The sequence below is a fragment of the Pseudomonas sp. GW823-FHT01D03 genome (genome assembly GCF_058798255.1).
In genome coordinates, this window is the sequence record NZ_JBXAKK010000001.1 from 3,609,799 (window position 1) to 3,627,270 (window position 17,472).

The following is a 17,472-nucleotide window of genomic DNA, read 5'->3' on the forward strand; positions in this document are numbered from 1 at the left end:
CATGTCGATGGTCTCGAAGAATTTGAATTAGATGAAAAAGTCGAGGCGGAAATAGATCGGCGCTTCACGCTCGGTCAGCACATCCGGGCGTTCGAGGGAATGCGCAAAAGTCACGCTGGCAGCCACATGTTCACCACGGGCGAACAGTTCCAGCGAGTTGCTCGACATGCGCCCGTGCTGATCGCCGTTGTAGCGGTCGCCGCGAATCACGCCCTGGTCGTAACCGAGGCTGGTGCCGTATTCAGCGAACACCGGGCGCAGCCATTCGGCCGTCACCGGTCGGCTCCAGCGCAGGTCGTTGCGCCAGTAGCCGCCGCTGTCGCCGGACAGCGATTGATCCTTGTAGCCACGGATCGATGCTGACCCGCCGAGGCTGGTGCGCTGCGGACTGAACAGCACGTCCTCGCTGCGCTGGCCGGTCATCAGGCTGCTGAAGCTGAAGGATTCGCCCCACACCTTGAACGGCTGCAGGTAGCTCAGGGTCGCGGTGTATTTGCGGTAGCGTGCATCCGGTTCGCCGGGGCCTGGATCGTGGCTGCCCTGCGCATCGAAGGCGCCGATGCCCTCCTGCATGCCGGCGTCGAAGTTGACGAAGGCGCTGCCGATGCGGCGACCGTGGTTGAAGCCGAACTGCGCTTCGCTGATGCGGTTGCTGCTCAGCTTGAGCTTGCTGTCTTCGATGTAGTTGTTGGTGCGCAGGTAGGACAGCCCGGCGCTGAGCGAGGTCTTGCTCACCGAGTCGCGATGGATCACCCGCTCGGCGCGCAGCTGATGGTTTTCGCTGTCGCCGGTCTGCTTGAAGTTGTAGCCGTTGGCGGCGATCTGCGAGCGGTAGTCGCTCTGGCTGTAGGTGTAGCTGAAGTTCCACCAGCCCCACGGCAAGTTGTAATTGAGCATGGCGTTGCTGGAGGTGTGCTGGTGATCGGTCATTGCATCGTGACCGCCGCGCAGGCTCAGCTGATCAGCCAGGCCCAGCGGGCTGTCCCAATCGAAGGTGGTGCCCCACTGCTGTTCGCCGGTGCTGCGCTGGCCGTCGTTGCTGCGCGACAGTCCGGCACGCCATGGCTTCTGCGGCGTGTTGGTGACCAGCACTTCACTGCCGCCGACGTTCTTGCCCGGCGCCAGCTCCATCTTGGCCTGATTGGACGGCAGGCGATTGAGCTGATCGACCATCTGCTCGATCTCGCGCAGGTTGACCAGTTCGCCGGACTTGCCGGGAAATGCCATCGCCAGTTCACGCTGCGAAAGCTTGCTGTTCTCGGCGCCCTTCATGCCTTCGAGTTTGCCTTCGACCACCAGCACTTTCAGGTGCCCGCCGGACAGATCCTGCTGCGGCAGGTAGGCACGGCTGGTGACCAGACCTTTCTCGATGTAATGGTCGGTGATGACCTTGAGCAGCTCGTTAAGTTGCGGCACCCCGAGGCACTGGTCGATGTAGGGCTTGAGCAGGCGGGTCTTGTCGCTGTCGGACAGACTGTCGGCGCCCTTGAGCTCGATGTCCTTGATCGGGAAACAGCGGGTATCGGTGGGCGCTACCGGTTGCGCAGGCTTGGCATCTTTGCCGGGCAAGTCCTTGAGTTCTTCAAGACGCCGCTGCTGCTCTTCGAGCAGGCGATTCTGGCGCTCGCGGATCAGGTCGGTTTCACCGGGGGTGGGTGCAGCGAAGGCAATCTGAAGCGGAGACAGGCACAGCAAAGCTACGCACAACCTCGCCGCGAGGGCGGGTGGGTACATGTTCGATCCCTCGATACGGAATGACATCAAAATAGTGGCGCGATATTAGATGGCCATCATTTTGACGTCAAACAATCGTTTCAACCTTTTGTCGGGTTTGTAACAGGGATTGAACAATCGACGCGGCTGCGGTTTTCCGGGGGGAATCCTGGGTTCAGTGCGCAACACCCAACTTCGTCGTCACGTCCTGAGGTCCCAGTAAGCGGCCATTCGCTGAACGCAATTCCAGCTTCCTGAGCGGCTGGCGCTGCTGCGCATCAACCATCACCGAGCCCGGCTCACCCGGCGCATACATGTGCTCGCCGCCCCACTGCGACAGCGCCACGATCACCGTTTGCAAGGCCTTGCCGCGCTCGGTCAGCACGTATTCCTTGTAGGCTCCGCCATCGGCGGCCGGCACGGTTTGCAGGATCCCCTGTTCGACCAGGGCCTTGAGCCGGGCGCTGAGCATGTTCTTGGCGATGTCCAGATTCTTCTGAAAATCACTGAAGCGGCGGATGCCCTCCAGTGCATCGCGGATGATCAGCAGCGACCACCAGTCGCCGATCAAGTCCAGCGTACGGGCGACCGGGCAGGCGTTGCCGTGCAGGCTTTTGCGCTTCACAGGGTGTTTCTCCATCAAAACCGGCGTGTGGTTGCATCTTACAACTGTGACGCTGGAAAAGAACCACACCCCGCCTTGGCAATTGAGCACTTGCGTACAAGTGACTTCAGCGGTTTGCGTCGATAGTGATGGGCGGCCATTGCGGCATCCGGCCTTCCTGAACGATCGCCCACAGCAAGGAGTTTCCATGAGCACATTCACTACCGATGACGGCACACAGATCTATTTCAAGGATTGGGGCAGCGGCAAACCCGTGCTGTTCAGCCATGGCTGGCCGCTGGATGCCGACATGTGGGAATACCAGATGGAATACCTGAGCAGTCGCGGCTACCGCACGATTGCTTTCGACCGCCGTGGTTTCGGGCGCTCCGATCAACCATGGACCGGCTACGACTACGACACCTTTGCCGATGACATCGCGCAACTGATCAACCACCTCGACCTGCGCGACGTGACGCTGGTGGGCTTCTCCATGGGTGGCGGCGACGTCAGCCGCTACATCGCCCGCCATGGCAGCGAGCGCGTTGCCGGGCTGGTACTGCTCGGTGCGGTGACGCCACTGTTCGGCAAGAAAGCCGACTATCCGCAAGGTGTCGACACCTCGGTGTTCGACGGGATCAAGGCCGGCCTGCTCAAGGATCGCGCGCAATTCATCGCTGATTTCGCCGCGCCGTTCTACGGCACCAATCAGGGCCAGAAAGTCTCCGACGGCGTGCTCACGCAAACCCTGAACGTCGCCCTGCTCGCCTCGCTGAAAGGCACCGTGGATTGCGTTACCGCGTTCTCCGAAACCGACTTCCGCCCGGACATGGCGACGATCGACGTGCCGACCCTGGTGATCCACGGTGACGGCGATCAGATCGTGCCATTCGAAACCACCGGAAAGCAGGCGGCGGCACTGATCAAAGGCGCCGAGTTGAAGGTCTACGCCGGAGCACCGCACGGTTTTGCCGTGACCCACGCCCAGGCGCTGAACGAAGACCTGTTGGGTTTCCTGAACCGCTGATGATCGTCGGCGCGACAAACTTCTGCGACTATTTGTCCGCCTGACTCAATCCGCCATCAACGCTGCCAGTGCCAACGCGTTACCCAGCGCGGCACCACTGGCAGTGTTGTCGAAGATGCACCAGACGGCGGCCCCCTCTGCTGCCGCAGCTTTCAGTTGCTCTGCCAGCGCGTGCAGATAACGCTCATCGTAGGCGCTGTGGTAGATGCGTGGCGAACCGTGTAATCGCCAATAGCGCAAACCCGCCCAGCCCTGCGCCGAACCATCGGTAGTGATCCGCGACGGATCGACCACGACCTGGGCAATCCGATACGCCTGCAACATCGGCGCCGCTGCCACCCATGATTCATGCCGTGGCTCAAGCACCACGGCACCGGCAAAGCGTTGGCGCAACGCCACGAAAAACGCTTCGACAATTTCAGGTGTGAATGTCAGCGACGGTGGCAGTTGCACCAGCAGACAGCCCAACCGGTCAGTCAAGCCCTCGCATTGTCCGAGGAACTCGTCCAGTGCTTGATCACAGTTCTGTAAACGCAATTCATGCGTGATCTGCCTTGGCACCTTCACCGAAAAACGAAAACCCGGCGGTACCGAGTCCGCCCAGCGCGCATAGGTCTGACGCCGATGCGGGCGATAGAACGAGCTGTTGATCTCCACACAGTTGAACTGAGCAGCATAGCGCTGCAGGTGCGTGCCCTCGGGCGGAAACTGCGGCCAATACTCACGCCCCAGACTCCAGCCTGCGCAACCGATGAACATCAGAAAAACACCTTCGTCGCTTCACGCATGAAAATCTCCATGGTCTTCGTTCACAGATTTCGGGGATGGCGAAATGCCTGTGGGAGCTGGCCTGCCAGCGAAGGCGTCGGCACATCTACAATCGCTGCGCCTGACACAGCGCCTTCGCGAGCAAGCCCGCTCCCACAGGGTTCTGCGGCGTTCACAGATTGGGGGCACGACAAAGGACCTGTGGGAGCTGGCTTGCCAGCGAAGGCGTCGGCACATCCACAATCGATGCGCCTGACACAGCGCTTTCGCGAGCAAGCCCGCTCCCACAGTTTCGGCGACGCTCCCAGACCTGGAGCACGACAAAGGACCTGTGGGAGCTGGCTTGCCAGCGAAGGCGTCGGCACATCCACAATCCACTGCGCCTGACACAGCGCTTTCGCGAGCAAGCCCGCTCCCACAGTTTCGGCGGCGTTCACAGATTGGGGGCACGACGAAGCTCCTTCAGGGGTTATTTTTTGCCGGGCAGGACGCTGGCCAGCACCTGCTTGGCGGCTTGCACGATCACGCCCGCTTCGTCGGGGTCGCCCTTGAGCAAGGTCGTGGCAAATTTCTTTGCCTGTTCGAGCTTGATGTGCGGCGGCAATGGCGGCACGTTGGGGTCGGTCTTGAACTCGATCAGCACCGGCACGTCCGAGGCCAATGCCTGCTCCCAAGCGGCGGCGACGTCCTCTTCGCGGTCGACGAAAATCCCTTTCAGGCCGATGGAAATGGCGAACAGGTGATACGGCACATCAGGAATGCTTTGCGAGGCTTCGAACTTCGGATCGCCCTCCATCACCCGCTGCTCCCAGGTGACCTGATTCAGATCCTCGTTGTTGAACACCGCGCAGATCCACTTCGGGCTGTCCCACTGGCGCCAGTATTTGGCGACGGTGATCAGTTCGGCCATGTTGTTCATCTGCATCGCGCCGTCACCCACCAGCGCAATCACCGCGCGCTCCGGATGGGCGAACTTGGCGGCAATCGCATACGGCACGGCAGCGCCCATCGAGGCCAGGCCACCGGACAGTGAACACTGCATGCCCCGGCGAATTTTCAGGTCACGGGCGTACCAGTTGGCGCAGGAACCCGAATCGCTGGTGATGATCGCTTGATCCGGCAGGCGCGGTGACAGTTCATACACCACCCGCTGTGGATTGATCGGATCGGCTTTGGACATCGCGCGTTTTTCCAGGGTTTTCTCCCAGCTGTCGCGCCAGCCTTCAATTTTCTTGCGCCACTTGTGCGAAGTTTTCTGTTCGAGCAACGGTAGCAGTGCAGCGAGGGTTTCGGCGGAGTCGCCGACCAGATTGACCTCCATCGGATACCGCAGGCTCAGCATGTCGGGCTGCAGGTCGATCTGCACGCCACGCGCCTGACCTTCCTTAGGCAGGAACTCGGCATAGGGGAAACCCGAGCCGATCATCAGCAAGGTGTCGCACTCGTGCATCATCTTGTAGCTCGGCTCGGTGCCCAGCAGGCCGATGCTGCCGGTGACCCACGGCAAATCGTCCGGCAACGCAGCCTTGCCGAGTAACGCCTTGGCGACGCCAGCACCGAGCTTTTCCGCAACTGCAATCACTTCATCCGTTGCCTGCAGTGCGCCGGCGCCCACCAGAATCGCGACTTTTTCACCGCTGTTCAGCACATCAGCGGCGCGCTGCAGATCGGCCTCGTAGGGCAGCACTTTCGGCTTGGTGTAACCGACGCCGGAATGCGCGGTGCCGTGTGCCCGCGCCGGAGGTTCATACTCAAGATCCTGCAAATCATTGGGCAGGATGATCGCCGTCACCCGCCGCTCGCCAACCGCCGTACGCACGGCGCGGTCGAGCAAATGCCGAACCTGCGACGGTGCCGACGCCTGCTGCACAAACGCTCCGGCGACATCCTTGAACATCGAGACCAGGTCCAGCTCCTGCTGGTAATGACTGCCGAGCGCCGTCCGCGCCTGCTGGCCGACAATCGCCAGCACCGGTTGGTGATCCATGCGGGCGTCGTATAACCCAGTGATCAGGTGCGAAGCACCCGGCCCCGAAGTGGCAATGCACACGCCCAACTCGCCCGTGAACTTGGCGTGGGCCGACGCCATGAACGCGGCCATTTCTTCGTGCCGGGCCTGAACGAACTCGATCTTGCCATTGGCTCGGGCGAGCGCGCCGAACACGCCGTTGATGCCGTCTCCCGGATAACCAAAAATCCGCGTGACGCCCCATTGGCTGAGCCGCTCAACCAGAAAATCTCCCACTGTTGTCGTCATCTCGTTCCTCGCCTGTCACCGGTGCATGAAGCTCACCCGGCGAGATATCCGCCGGGCGGTACATGGGTCTGGACAGTCGGGTCGCCCGCGAAGTTTCGATTGTTTTTACCTGACGGCATCGCCGAACCGCCCCTGTAGGAGCTGCCGCAGGCTGCGATCTTTTGATGTTGTTTTGAAGACCAAGAGATCGGGGGCTCATCAGCGATGCGGGTGCACCGTCATCGCCACCAGTTTGATCACGATCGGTCGCACCACGAGGATGCAAAGGAAAGCCACCGGCATCGCCAGTTTGTAGGCGTGCAGCGCATTACTCAGGTAGTCGTTATCAATCCCGGAGTTGGCCGCAGTGATCACCAGCGACATCAGGAACGCCATGATCGTCGCCATGTACAACGCAAACACGTAGGGCGTCGCCCGTGACGACAACTTTCGACGCGGTGTATACAAGGCTTCGGTAGTGGTTCTTTGATTCATATGGCTTTTCCATCCATTGACAGGGAGCCGGCACCTTAGCAAAGCCCCCTGCCCTCAACTAGACGGCCCGCCACAGGTACTTTATAAAGCAAAGCTTACGAATCAAACCACGCGGCGGGACACGGATGAATCTGTTGGCGGCGATTGCCAGTTTTATCAAAGTGGTCGAGGCCGGCTCGATTGTCGGCGCCGCCAAGGCTTTGGGCGTCAGTGCGGCAGCGGTCAGCCAGACCCTCAATCGCCTGGAAACGCACCTCGGCGTGCGCCTGCTGCAGCGCACCACCCGCCGCATGGCCCTGACCGAAAATGGCGCGCTTTATTACGAGAAGGTCAGACGTATCGCGGCGGATCTGGAGTCGGCGCAAAGCGCGATCATCGGCGACGAAGGCGAACTGCAAGGCCGCTTGAGCATCGCCTCCACCAGCGCATTCGGCCGCCACGTATTGGCGCCGTTACTCGCCAGTTTCGCCGCACTGCATCCGCGCCTGCTGGTCGAGCTGTCGACCACCAACGGCAAAATCAATCACATCCAGAACGGCATTGATCTGAGTCTGCGGATCAAACCACAACTGGAAGACGGCATCGTTGCGCGCCGGATCGTTTCCCTGCCCTTCATCTTCTGCGCCGCCCCCGCCTACCTTGCGCGCGCCGGCGTGCCGCAATCACCGCAGGACTTGCAACACCACGCCTGCCTGGCGTTCCGCTACCCGTTGGATGGACGTTTTCTGCGTTGGGGTTTCGTCCGTGACGGCCAGCATTACGACGCCCCGATCAACGCCACCGCCATCAGCGACGACATCGATGCCTTGGCGCAAATGGCAGTCAACGGCGCAGGTGTAACGCGCCTGGCCGAATTTGTCGCTGCGCCCTACCTTGAGAGCGGTCAACTGGTGCAACTGTTCGAAGATCTTCAGGGTGAAACCCACGGGTATGTCGAACCGATGGACATTTATGCGTGCGTGCAGGAACGTGCGGCGATAACGCCGAAGGTCAGAGCCTTCATGGATTATTTGACGGAGCACCTGAATAGGCGCTGGCCCGTGCAAGCTGGTTGATCCACAGCAGCTCTTGCACTTTCAGGGCTGCAGATCACCCTCGAGCCATTGGCTGCACGCACTCATCTGCTGGGCAATCCACTCGCGAAAAATCATGGCGTTGGCACTCTGTTCGAAGGGTCGCGGTGACAGCAGGCAATAACTCGAACCGTCGCGAACGAAGCCGAACGGCGCGATCAATTGTCCGGAATTGAGTTCGTCCTGCACCATCAGAAACGACGCCATACCGACGCCCAGCCCGGCCAACGCGGCCTGAATGCACAGGTAGAAATGCTCGTAATCGACCCGACTGACACCCGGCGCGTTCATCCCGGCCAGTCGCATCCAGTTATCCCACGCCTGCGGGCGCGTCTTGCTGTGCAGCAGACAGGCGCCGCGCAAATGGTCGCCGTCAGGACGACTGGACGGCACGCAAACCGGGCCGATCCACTCCTCGCAAATAGTCACGCCGTGCACGGTCTCGTCCCAATGGAAATCGTCGCGGCGGATCGCCAGATCCACGCCTGAACGAGCGAAATCGATCGGCCCTCCGGCCGTCAGCAATTGCACCTGCAACTGCGGATGTGCGCTGTGGAAGTCGGGCAAACGCGGGATCAACCACTTCATGGCGATGGTCGGCTCGCAGGACACCACCAGCACATCGTCGTGGACTTCACGTTGCAGGCGATAAACCGTGCTCTGCAACTGCTCGAACATCGGCGCGGTGACATTGAACAGCATGCGTCCCGCGTGATTGAGAAAAATCGCGCGGTTGCGCCGCTCGAACAATTCGACGCCGATCGCCTCCTCCAGCAAGCGCACCTGGCGGCTGACCGCGCCGTGGGTGACGTGCAGCAGCTCAGCGGCCTTGACGAAACTCTGGGTCTGGGCGGCGGTGTTGAAGAAGCGAAAGGCAGCCAGCGGGGGCACGTTCATATAGGCGATGATTTCTCACAGATTTTCGCGACTATAAATCGTTTTTTTTGCCAAAGACACTTCTCCATCATGTCGCTACTCAGGGCCTGTTACTTCCATCCACGCTGTTGGCGGCGATACCTGCAGGCGCTGTATCTGTGAATTCAAGTAGCGCAAATAACGCGATGGAGCGTATGGATGAATGAATTGTTTTTGATGATCGCCATCACCCTTCTGGCGGTGATCAGTCCCGGCCCGGACTTTGCCATGGTCACTCGCAACAGCTATGCATACGGGCGGCGCAGTGGTTTGCTGGCTGCGCTGGGCATCGCCTGTGGCGTGCAGGTTCATGTGTTCTACACGGTGTTCGGGGTGGCGCTGATCATCACTCAGTCACCGATGCTGTTCTGGATGATGAAGCTGCTGGGCGCCGGCTACCTGGTCTATCTGGGCATCAAATCCTTTACCAATAAATCTGTGCTGACATTTGCCGATGCGAGTGCTTTGGTACCCCGCGCGTGGAAGGTGTTCTGCTCGGGCTTTCTGACCAATGCACTGAATCCGAAAACCATGTTGTTCGTGGTAGCGGCGTACAGTCAGGTGGTGGAGCCAGGCAGTTCGCTGACGATGAACTTCGCCTATGGCCTGTTCATGTCGGTCATTCATTGGCTGTGGTTCAGCCTGGTCGCGCTGTTTTTCTCAACTGAACGGCTACGCCGGCGCCTGCTGGAAAAACAGCGGCTCCTCGACAAGGCCATCGGGATCGCGCTGATGGGTCTGGCGGCGTGTTTGATCATTCCGGGGGTTGCGCAGTCTTGAGCTAGAGCGTTTATGCTGTCATGTCTGATACCCGTAAGATCATTCTCGGCAAGTTCACCATGAGGCCCATTTCATGAGTAAAGCGCCATACGTTCCACCCGCGGTCTGGAAACACGAAGCCCCGTCCGGCGGCCAGTTCGCCAGCATCAACCGCCCGATTGCCGGGCCGACGCATGAAAAGACCCTGCCCGTGGGCAAACACCCGCTGCAGCTGTATTCACTGGCAACACCCAATGGCGTCAAGGTGACCATCCTGCTGGAAGAATTGCTCGCACTAGGCCACACCGAGGCCGAGTACGACGCGTGGCTGATCCGCATCAACGAGGGCGATCAGTTCTCCAGCGGTTTTGTCGAGATCAATCCGAACTCGAAGATTCCGGCGCTGCTCGACCGCAGCGTACAGCCGCCGATCCGGGTGTTCGAATCCGGTTCGATCCTGCTGTATCTGGCAGAGAAATTCGGCGCTTTCCTGCCGAAAGATCCCGCCGGCCGCACGGAAACCCTGAACTGGCTGTTCTGGCAGATGGGCGCCGCGCCTTATCTGGGCGGCGGCTTCGGGCACTTCTACGCGTATGCGCCGGAGAAGCTCGAATACCCGATCAACCGCTTCACCATGGAAGCCAAGCGTCAGCTCGACGTGCTTGATCGACGCCTCAAGGAAAGCCGCTACCTGGCCGGCGACAGTTACACCATCGCCGACATCGCAGTGTGGCCGTGGTACGGCCAACTGGTGCGCAACAACGTGTATGCGGCCGCCGAATTTCTAGCGGCCCACGAATACACCCACGTGCAGCGCTGGGCAGAAGACATCGCCCAACGCCCTGCGGTGATTCGTGGCCAACGCGTCAATCGCACCTGGGGTGACGAGGCGAGCCAGGTTGCGGAGCGGCATCAGGCCAGCGATCTGGACTGAGGCCACATTCCCACAAAGATTTGTGTTGGGCAGGGGCATCCCGGTTCACAGCAACCTCTGTGGGAGCGAGCTTGCTCGCGAAGGCGCCAAGTCAGTCAACACTGACATAACAGACCTACCGCTTTCGCGAGCAAGCTCGCTCCCACGGAGGGTTCGGGTTGGACATGAGGATTTGTGAGCCCCAGAAATTACAGTGGGATTTGTGCTGGACAGGGGCTTTCGCAATCACCACCAATCATTGTGGGAGCGGGCTTGCTCGCGAATACGCCAGGCCTGCGACGTCAGTGTTGACTGACCCGGCGCTTTCGCGAGCAAGCCCGCTCCCACAGCAACACGAGTGCGCGACGCGCAAATGCCCTGCTTCGCCAAGACCCACCGGATAAACCCGTCTCCACACCACCACTGTCGCCAAAGGATGTGCAATGCCCCCTGGAAAACGTGAACTGGCACGGATCGAGCGGCGCTTGATTGCCACGCTCACCGACGCATGTGAAACCGCAAAAGCTGAAATCCAGGGCTTCACCTGGCTGACTCACACCGCTGACCTGAACGCATTGGCGGCGACCCTGAATGTCATTTGGGTGTTCGACACCGAAGCCGACAAAAACCTCGCCCTGACTGACGCCAAGGCACGCCTCTTCGAACTGACGGCCACTGCGCTGAGGGAAGCCGATATCAACCTGTCCCCTTCAGAGCGCAACGTGCGTTTCGACTCCGAGGAGGAATGCCAGCGTACTCACGGTGGCAACTGGCGTGAGCGTCTGAAACGGTACTCCTGACCTTTGCGTTGCCGCTGAGACTGCGGCCCATCTGCTCATAGGCGCTGGTACGCAGCACAACCGGCTGATGAACGAAACGACGAGCGACCGCCGCCTCAGACCACCTCTTCGTCAGCCGGAAACGAAGCCAGCATCTCCGCGCGGCACACCTCAAGGATCTCGTCGGCCAGCGCGGAATCATCCGGACAGGCACGCGACAGCACAATCGCGCCGACAGCCCGCGACAGCAGGTCGATCATTTTCTTTCTCCCCTCGCCCGCCACGGCGTCCGGCCTGGTCGGGTATTTGTCTCCCAGGGTCTGCAAGGTGCGCTCGATCCCTTCGGCAAACGTCGTTTTCACCTCATCCGATTGACGCGCCGCGTCGCCACACAGCGCGGCCATGGTGCAACCGCTGCCACGTCCGTCGCGATGCTCTCTCGTCACATAGACATCGATGAAGCCAGGCACGTCGAGCGCTTCGGCACCTGCCAGCGACTTGGCAAGACTGCAGGACGCGGCTTCAGTCATCAGGTCGGCCTTGGAGCCGAAATGCTTGTAAAAACCACCGTGGGTGAAACCGGCAGCCGCCATGAGATCCGCCACACCGACGCCGTCAAAGCCCCGCTCACGGAACAGCTCGGAAGCGGTCTCGACGATGTGTTCTCGATTGGCCTGCGCCTGGGCCTTGGTCACTCGCACGTGCAGTACCTCGTGTTCATTGGGAATGCTTGCGCCAATCATACATAGATGCCGGTCATAATCAAAACCGTTGACAGTTTAGATTTCGATCATCATCCTAATTGCAGGCACAGCGACTTCTCCAACGGGCACGGAAGAAATACCAGATGAGCAACCAGATTCTGTTCACCCCTTACACACTTGGCGACCTGACGTTGTCGAACCGCGTCGTCCTCGCACCGCTGACTCGCAACCGTGCAGGCGCAGGTTTTGTACCCAGCGAGTTCGCAGCCACCTATTACAGCCAACGGGCCAGCGCTGGCTTGCTGATCAGTGAAGCCACGCAGATTTCCCGACAAGGTCAGGGCTATCAGGACACCCCGGGAATCTACACGCCGGCGCAGATTGACGGCTGGCGCCAGGTGACCGATGCAGTCCATGCCAAGGGCGGAAAAATCTTTCTGCAACTGTGGCATGTCGGCCGCGTGTCGCACGTTGATCTGCAAGAAAACGGCGCCGCCCCCGTGGCCCCTTCTGCGCTGCGCGCCGCCACCAAAGTCTTCGTCAACAATCGCTTTGAAGATGTCTCGGCGCCGCGCGCGCTGGAGACCAGTGAACTGCCGGGCATCATCAACGGTTTTCGCCAAGCTGCGGCAAACGCGATTACCGCCGGGTTTGATGGCGTGGAAATTCACGGTGCGAACGGCTATTTGCTCGATCAATTCCTCAGGGACAGCGCCAATCTGCGAACCGATGCGTATGGCGGCTCGATTGAAAACCGGGCGCGTCTGTTGCTTGAAGTGACGGCGGCCGTGGTTGATGAAATCGGCGCCAATCGCACCGGTGTGCGCCTGTCTCCGGTGTCGCCGGCCAACGGCGTATCGAGCAGCGATCCGCAGGCGCAATTCGATTACGTCGCCGAGCAACTCGATGCCCTCGGCGTGGTTTATCTGCACGTGGTCGAAGGCGCGACCGGTGGCCCGCGCGACGTGGCGCCCTTCGATTTCGGCGCACTGCGCCAGCGCTTCAAAAACACCTACATCGCCAACAACGGCTATGACCTGGAGCTGGCGACTTCGCAGCTCGCCGAAGACCACGCCGACCTGATCGCCTTCGGTCGCCCGTTCATTGGCAATCCGGATCTGGTGGAGCGCCTCAAGCAGGGCGCGCCCTTGTCCGCGTTCGATCCCGCCACCCTCTATGGCGGCGGTGCGGCAGGCTACATCGACTACCCGACGCTGGCTGAATCAAGCGTCAGCGCCAACTGAGCGCGTTCCGTTTCTCACACCCTGAAAGAGAGATCCCCCATGAGCACCCGCCCTACTGTTCTGATCACTGGCGCCTCCACCGGCATTGGTGCGGTCTACGCCGAGCGCTTCGCGCAACGCGGCCATGATCTGGTTCTGGTCGCCCGCGACCAGGCACGCCTGGACGCACTTGCAGCCCGCTTGCGCAGCGAACACGACGTCTCCGTCGATGTGATCCCGGCGGACCTGACCCAACTCGCTGATCTGAGCACCGTTGAAAACCGCCTGCGCGACGACGCCCGTATCGGCATCCTCGTCAACAACGCCGGCGCTGCCCTCTCCGGTAACTTCATCGACCAAAGCACCGACAGCGTTGCGCAACTCGTTGCCCTCAACACTACCGCGCTGGTGCGCCTGGCCAGCGCCATCGCTCCACGTCTGGTCAAGGCCGGTGACGGCGCGATCATCAACGTCGGTTCGGTGGTGGGCCTGGCGCCGGAGTTCGGCATGACCGTCTACGGTGCGACCAAGGCCTTCGTCCTGTTCCTGTCCCAGGGACTGAGCCTGGAGCTGTCACCTCAGGGCGTCTACGTGCAAGCCGTACTCCCCGCCGCCACCCGCACGGAAATCTGGGATCGCTCCGGCATCGACATCAACACCTTGAGCGACATCATGGAAGTCGGCGATCTGGTGGACGCCGCACTGGTCGGTTTCGATCGTCGCGAACCGGTGACCATCCCGCCGCTGCACGAAGCGCAACGCTGGGATGATCTGCAAGGCGCACGTCAGGGCCTGATCGGGCAAATCCGTCAGTCTGCGGTTGCCCAGCGCTACCTGAACCCACAGTGATTGTCTGGTAGCGAGCACGCGCGGCGGATTCGATGCAGGCGCAAGTCACTGCATCGAATCCGGCCCGCGATCCGGAGCAGAAATGAATCAAACCCTGGCAAATAACCACACTGGCGCGTCGACGCCATTCAGCAACGCGGCGAACCAGTCGATCATGGTCAACGGCGTTCGTTTCGCTTACCGCGACATCGGCCCCGCGATCGGCGTGCCGCTGGTGCTGTTCAACCATTGGGGCGCCGTGCTGGACAACTTCGATCCCGCGATCATTGATGGCCTGGCACGAACCCGACGCGTCATTACCACTGACTATCGCGGTATTGGCGGCTCTGGTGGAACCGCGCCACTGACTGTCGGTGAAATGGCAGACGATGCCATTCAACTGATTCGCGCGCTGGGCTTGGAAACCGTTGATGTACTGGGATTCTCGCTCGGCGGCTTCGTTGCTCAGGACATCGCCCTGAAGGCGCCTGATCGGGTGCGTCGCTTGATTCTGACCGGTACCGGTCCGGCTGGTGGCGTCGGCATCGACAGAGTCGGTGCGGTCACCTGGCCATTGATCCTCAAAGGCTTGCTGACCTTGCGCGATCCCAAGGTCTACCTGTTCTTCACCTCGTCAGCCAATGGCCGTCGATCTGCGTCGCAGTATCTGCAACGCCTGAAAGCACGCAAAAACAATCGCGACAAAAGCCCGACACCGAGCGCTTTTCTGCGCCAGTTGAAAGCGATCACCGCGTGGGGCCAACAGCCGCCGCAAGACCTCGGGCGCTTGCGCATACCCACACTGATCGTTAACGGCGACAGCGACATCATGGTGCCCAGCGTCAACTCGATGGTGCTGGCCAAGCGTATTCCCAACGCACAACTGGTGATTTATGAGGATGCCGGCCACGGCGGGATTTTCCAGCACTGCGTTGATTTTGTCGCCAAGGCCCAGGCATTCCTCGACGCCTGACGACACGGCGCAGCAACACCGCAACGCGCCAGCTACCCTCCTTACAACCGCCAAGAGCAGCACTACGATGAAAGCATTTCTGATTGATCGCTATGGAAAGAACAGCGGGCGCATTGGCGAAGCGCCTGTCCCTGTGGTGGGTGTCCGTGATGTCTTGATCGAGGTACATGCCAGCAGCGTCAATGTGCTGGATTCGAAGATCAGCAGTGGCGAGTTCAAGCTGATTCTGCCCTATGCATTACCGCTGATACTGGGCAATGATCTGGCGGGTGTGGTGGTGGAGGTTGGCTCACAGGTGACGCAGTTCAAACCGGGAGACGAGGTCTACGCTCGCCCGCCGGAAACGCGGATCGGAACGTTTGCCGAATTGATCGCCGTGGACGAAAACGCGGTCGCCCGAAAACCCGTCAATACCAGCATGGCGCAAGCCGCATCCCTGCCCTTGGTCGCGTTGACGGCGTGGCAAGTACTGGTCGAAACCGCACAGCTGAAAAAGGGTCAGAAAGTACTGATTCACGCGGGCTCAGGTGGTGTTGGCAGCATTGCCATCCAGTTGGCCAGACACCTCGGCGCCTTCGTCGCCACGACCACCAGCACCGCGAATGTCGAATGGGTCAAGGCACTGGGGGCCGATCTGGTCATCGACTACAAGCAGCAAGACTTCGAAAGCGTCCTGCACGACTACGACGTGGTGTTGAACAGCCTCGGCGCGGACGTATTGCAAAAATCACTCACGGTCCTGAAGCCCGGCGGCCAGCTCATTTCCATCTCGGGACCGCCCACTGCACAGTTCGCACAAGAACAAGGCTTGTCCTGGCCACTGCAACAGGTCATGCGCCTGTTGAGCTTCGGTATCCGGCGCAAGGCGCGCAAGCAGGCGGTCAGCTATACGTTCGTCTTCATGCGGGCCAATGGTGCACAACTGCAAAAAATCGCCACGCTGGTCGAGGAGGCAATCATCAGACCGGTGACTGACCGCAGCTTCTCGTTTGCCTCGACGGCAGAGGCGTTGAAGTACGTCGAGCAGGGGCGCGCCAAGGGCAAGGTCGTCGTTACGCTCAAATGACAACGTTCCCCCGGCGGCCGGCTGACCCCGTCAACCGGCCGCGTTCGACTCGACCAGATGAACTTCAGTTGCACTTCGACCGGCGCACCAGGCGAGCACCGACGCAATCACCAACACCGCCGCGCTGAGTTCGAAGGTGGCTTTATAACCGCTCAGATCAAACGCCAGGCCACCGACGATGGCCCCTGCGGCGATTGCCAGTTGCACGATGGCCACGAGCAAGCCTCCGCCGGCTTCGGCATCCTCCGGAAGCGTCTGCGCCAGCCATGTCCACCAGCCAACGGGAGCCGCCGTGGCGACCAGTCCCCAGAGTCCGAGCAGCACCGCAGTCAACAGCGGCGATGCGCCGAAGTTCACCAGCGCCAGTGCAATGACCGCCATTATCAGCGGGATAACTGTCAGCGTGCGGTACAGGCCGGTGCCGAGGAATCTTTCGATCACAAAGGTCCCGATAAAACCGGCAAGCCCCAGCCCCAGCAGCATCAAGGACAGGGTTGCAACGCTGACCCCGGTGACCCCCTCCAGAAAGGGCCGCAGGTAGGTGAACAGCATGAACTGCCCCATGAAGAAGACGCTGACAGCGACCATCCCCAAGGCGACCGGCCATTGCTTCATCAGCCGTAAGGCGTTGCCGCTACCGGCCTGACGCTCAAGTTTGAAGGACGGCAGGCTGATCAGCAGCCACACGGCCGCCAGCACGGCGACCGGAACCACACAGAAGAACGCGCCGCGCCAGCCTATCAACGCGCCGAGGAAACTCCCCGCCGGAGCGGCGATTACCGTCGCCAGCGCGTTGCCGCCGTTGACGATCGCCAGTGCCCGGGACACTTGGTCAGGCTGCACCAGACGCATCGCGGTTGCCGCCGACAACGACCAGAAACCGCCAATGGCGATGCCGATCAGGGCCCGCCCGAACATGAACGACGGATAGCCCGGCGCGAACGCGACCACCGTACCCGAAACGATCATCAGCAAGGTCAGACCCAGCAACAGCTTCTTGCGCTCGACACGAGCGGCGACCGCTGCAATCACCAGGCTGGTCACCAGGGCGAATGCTCCGGACACGGAAATCCCCTGCCCGGCCTGGCCCTCGGTGATGTGCAGTTCGGCGGCAATCGGCGTCAGCAGGCTGACCGGCATGAATTCTGAAGCGACCAGGGCGAAGGCGGCCAGCGACATGGCCAGCACCGCGCTCCAGCCGCGTTGTTCTGTAGAGAGAGAAGTCATTGAAACTACCTGTATTGCGAGAGGCGTCCGGGCGATTGCCCGGACGCACTGTTTTTCACAGTGCCAGGATCGCATCGTCGAATCGCGTCAATCCCGTAATGGTTTGACACATTCTCCCGGTCGATTTGCCTCTGCCCTAGTGCATTCCTCTTGAATGCTTGCCTGATCC

Annotated in this window: 17 protein-coding genes; 9 read left to right on the forward strand and 8 right to left on the reverse strand. The window is 60.8% G+C overall.

The window, feature by feature from the left end; translation table 11 throughout:
- Positions 1-27: 27 nt before the first annotated feature.
- Positions 28-1,734, reverse strand: coding sequence for a ShlB/FhaC/HecB family hemolysin secretion/activation protein (locus AC1RBR_RS15520; RefSeq protein WP_492565363.1), 1,707 nt, complete (start codon positions 1,732-1,734; stop codon positions 28-30).
- A 154-nt stretch (positions 1,735-1,888) separates the two neighbouring features.
- The gene (locus AC1RBR_RS15525) at positions 1,889-2,338 is read right to left on the reverse strand and encodes a winged helix-turn-helix transcriptional regulator (protein ID WP_492565364.1); all 450 of its coding nucleotides are present in this window, start codon (positions 2,336-2,338) and stop codon (positions 1,889-1,891) included.
- A gap of 187 nt (positions 2,339-2,525) precedes the next feature.
- Between AC1RBR_RS15525 and AC1RBR_RS15530 the strand changes: the two genes are divergently transcribed.
- Entirely contained in the window at positions 2,526-3,344 is an 819-nt protein-coding gene (locus AC1RBR_RS15530; protein ID WP_492565366.1) for an alpha/beta fold hydrolase, read from the forward strand.
- Positions 3,345-3,389: 45 nt separating this feature from the next.
- On the opposite strand, the gene AC1RBR_RS15535 is transcribed toward AC1RBR_RS15530, so the two are convergent.
- The 3 genes from AC1RBR_RS15535 to AC1RBR_RS15545 form a co-directional block, all read right to left on the reverse strand.
- Positions 3,390-4,103 (reverse strand): DUF72 domain-containing protein, encoded by a 714-nt coding sequence (locus AC1RBR_RS15535; protein ID WP_492565368.1) that lies wholly within the window; start codon positions 4,101-4,103, stop codon positions 3,390-3,392.
- Between the two features lie 478 nt (positions 4,104-4,581).
- The gene (locus tag AC1RBR_RS15540; RefSeq protein WP_492565369.1) at positions 4,582-6,369 is read right to left on the reverse strand and encodes a thiamine pyrophosphate-requiring protein; all 1,788 of its coding nucleotides are present in this window, start codon (positions 6,367-6,369) and stop codon (positions 4,582-4,584) included.
- 198 nt (positions 6,370-6,567) lie between these two features.
- Positions 6,568-6,843: a DUF2798 domain-containing protein gene (locus tag AC1RBR_RS15545; RefSeq protein ID WP_492565371.1), complete on the reverse strand. Its 276-nt coding sequence runs from the start codon at positions 6,841-6,843 to the stop codon at positions 6,568-6,570.
- A gap of 125 nt (positions 6,844-6,968) precedes the next feature.
- Between AC1RBR_RS15545 and AC1RBR_RS15550 the strand changes: the two genes are divergently transcribed.
- On the forward strand, positions 6,969-7,898 hold the full coding sequence (locus tag AC1RBR_RS15550) for a LysR family transcriptional regulator (protein WP_492565373.1): 930 nt from the start codon (positions 6,969-6,971) through the stop codon (positions 7,896-7,898).
- A gap of 21 nt (positions 7,899-7,919) precedes the next feature.
- Here the strand turns inward: AC1RBR_RS15550 and AC1RBR_RS15555 are convergent, their stop codons facing one another.
- Positions 7,920-8,813, reverse strand: coding sequence for a LysR substrate-binding domain-containing protein (locus AC1RBR_RS15555; protein ID WP_492565374.1), 894 nt, complete (start codon positions 8,811-8,813; stop codon positions 7,920-7,922).
- Between the two features lie 177 nt (positions 8,814-8,990).
- Here AC1RBR_RS15555 and AC1RBR_RS15560 point away from each other — a divergent pair, with 177 nt between their 5' ends.
- The 3 genes from AC1RBR_RS15560 (at position 8,991) to AC1RBR_RS15570 (ending at position 11,303) form a co-directional block, all read left to right on the forward strand.
- The gene (locus AC1RBR_RS15560; RefSeq protein WP_492565376.1) at positions 8,991-9,611 is read left to right on the forward strand and encodes a LysE family translocator; all 621 of its coding nucleotides are present in this window, start codon (positions 8,991-8,993) and stop codon (positions 9,609-9,611) included.
- A gap of 73 nt (positions 9,612-9,684) precedes the next feature.
- On the forward strand, positions 9,685-10,524 hold the full coding sequence (yghU, locus tag AC1RBR_RS15565) for a glutathione-dependent disulfide-bond oxidoreductase (protein WP_492565377.1): 840 nt from the start codon (positions 9,685-9,687) through the stop codon (positions 10,522-10,524).
- A 422-nt stretch (positions 10,525-10,946) separates the two neighbouring features.
- Positions 10,947-11,303 carry a hypothetical protein gene (locus tag AC1RBR_RS15570; protein WP_492565379.1) on the forward strand — a complete coding sequence of 119 codons (357 nt, stop codon included), beginning with the start codon at positions 10,947-10,949 and terminating at the stop codon, positions 11,301-11,303.
- 95 nt (positions 11,304-11,398) lie between these two features.
- Here AC1RBR_RS15570 and AC1RBR_RS15575 read toward each other — a convergent pair whose 3' ends face one another.
- A complete protein-coding gene (locus AC1RBR_RS15575) occupies positions 11,399-12,025 on the reverse strand; it encodes a TetR/AcrR family transcriptional regulator (RefSeq protein WP_492565380.1) in 627 nt (208 codons plus the stop codon).
- Positions 12,026-12,129: 104 nt separating this feature from the next.
- Here AC1RBR_RS15575 and AC1RBR_RS15580 point away from each other — a divergent pair, with 104 nt between their 5' ends.
- The 4 genes from AC1RBR_RS15580 (at position 12,130) to AC1RBR_RS15595 (ending at position 16,076) form a co-directional block, all read left to right on the forward strand.
- Positions 12,130-13,230: an alkene reductase gene (locus AC1RBR_RS15580; protein ID WP_492565382.1), complete on the forward strand. Its 1,101-nt coding sequence runs from the start codon at positions 12,130-12,132 to the stop codon at positions 13,228-13,230.
- A 39-nt stretch (positions 13,231-13,269) separates the two neighbouring features.
- Entirely contained in the window at positions 13,270-14,058 is a 789-nt protein-coding gene (locus tag AC1RBR_RS15585) for an SDR family NAD(P)-dependent oxidoreductase (protein WP_492565384.1), read from the forward strand.
- Positions 14,059-14,140: 82 nt separating this feature from the next.
- Positions 14,141-15,010 (forward strand): alpha/beta fold hydrolase, encoded by an 870-nt coding sequence (locus tag AC1RBR_RS15590; protein WP_492565386.1) that lies wholly within the window; start codon positions 14,141-14,143, stop codon positions 15,008-15,010.
- A 67-nt stretch (positions 15,011-15,077) separates the two neighbouring features.
- The gene (locus AC1RBR_RS15595) at positions 15,078-16,076 is read left to right on the forward strand and encodes an NADP-dependent oxidoreductase (RefSeq protein WP_492565388.1); all 999 of its coding nucleotides are present in this window, start codon (positions 15,078-15,080) and stop codon (positions 16,074-16,076) included.
- 30 nt (positions 16,077-16,106) lie between these two features.
- Here the strand turns inward: AC1RBR_RS15595 and AC1RBR_RS15600 are convergent, their stop codons facing one another.
- The gene (locus AC1RBR_RS15600; RefSeq protein WP_492565390.1) at positions 16,107-17,303 is read right to left on the reverse strand and encodes an MFS transporter; all 1,197 of its coding nucleotides are present in this window, start codon (positions 17,301-17,303) and stop codon (positions 16,107-16,109) included.
- Between the last annotated feature and the right edge of the window lie 169 nt (positions 17,304-17,472).

Bases quoted from the DNA above. Each gene is read 5' to 3' on its own strand.
- AC1RBR_RS15585 (WP_492565384.1), top strand. From the start codon at position 13,270: ATGAGCACCCGCCCTACTGTTCTGATCACTGGCGCCTCCACCGGCATT.
- AC1RBR_RS15560 (WP_492565376.1), top strand. From the start codon at position 8,991: ATGAATGAATTGTTTTTGATGATCGCCATCACCCTTCTGGCGGTGATC.
- AC1RBR_RS15590 (WP_492565386.1), top strand. From the start codon at position 14,141: ATGAATCAAACCCTGGCAAATAACCACACTGGCGCGTCGACGCCATTC.
- AC1RBR_RS15580 (WP_492565382.1), top strand. From the start codon at position 12,130: ATGAGCAACCAGATTCTGTTCACCCCTTACACACTTGGCGACCTGACG.
- AC1RBR_RS15600 (WP_492565390.1), bottom strand. From the start codon at position 17,303: ATGACTTCTCTCTCTACAGAACAACGCGGCTGGAGCGCGGTGCTGGCC.
- AC1RBR_RS15570 (WP_492565379.1), top strand. From the start codon at position 10,947: ATGCCCCCTGGAAAACGTGAACTGGCACGGATCGAGCGGCGCTTGATT.
- AC1RBR_RS15550 (WP_492565373.1), top strand. From the start codon at position 6,969: ATGAATCTGTTGGCGGCGATTGCCAGTTTTATCAAAGTGGTCGAGGCC.
- AC1RBR_RS15530 (WP_492565366.1), top strand. From the start codon at position 2,526: ATGAGCACATTCACTACCGATGACGGCACACAGATCTATTTCAAGGAT.
- AC1RBR_RS15545 (WP_492565371.1), bottom strand. From the start codon at position 6,843: ATGAATCAAAGAACCACTACCGAAGCCTTGTATACACCGCGTCGAAAG.
- AC1RBR_RS15535 (WP_492565368.1), bottom strand. From the start codon at position 4,103: ATGTTCATCGGTTGCGCAGGCTGGAGTCTGGGGCGTGAGTATTGGCCG.
- AC1RBR_RS15555 (WP_492565374.1), bottom strand. From the start codon at position 8,813: ATGAACGTGCCCCCGCTGGCTGCCTTTCGCTTCTTCAACACCGCCGCC.
- AC1RBR_RS15520 (WP_492565363.1), bottom strand. From the start codon at position 1,734: ATGTACCCACCCGCCCTCGCGGCGAGGTTGTGCGTAGCTTTGCTGTGC.
- AC1RBR_RS15595 (WP_492565388.1), top strand. From the start codon at position 15,078: ATGAAAGCATTTCTGATTGATCGCTATGGAAAGAACAGCGGGCGCATT.
- AC1RBR_RS15540 (WP_492565369.1), bottom strand. From the start codon at position 6,369: ATGACGACAACAGTGGGAGATTTTCTGGTTGAGCGGCTCAGCCAATGG.
- yghU (WP_492565377.1), top strand. From the start codon at position 9,685: ATGAGTAAAGCGCCATACGTTCCACCCGCGGTCTGGAAACACGAAGCC.
- AC1RBR_RS15575 (WP_492565380.1), bottom strand. From the start codon at position 12,025: ATGATTGGCGCAAGCATTCCCAATGAACACGAGGTACTGCACGTGCGA.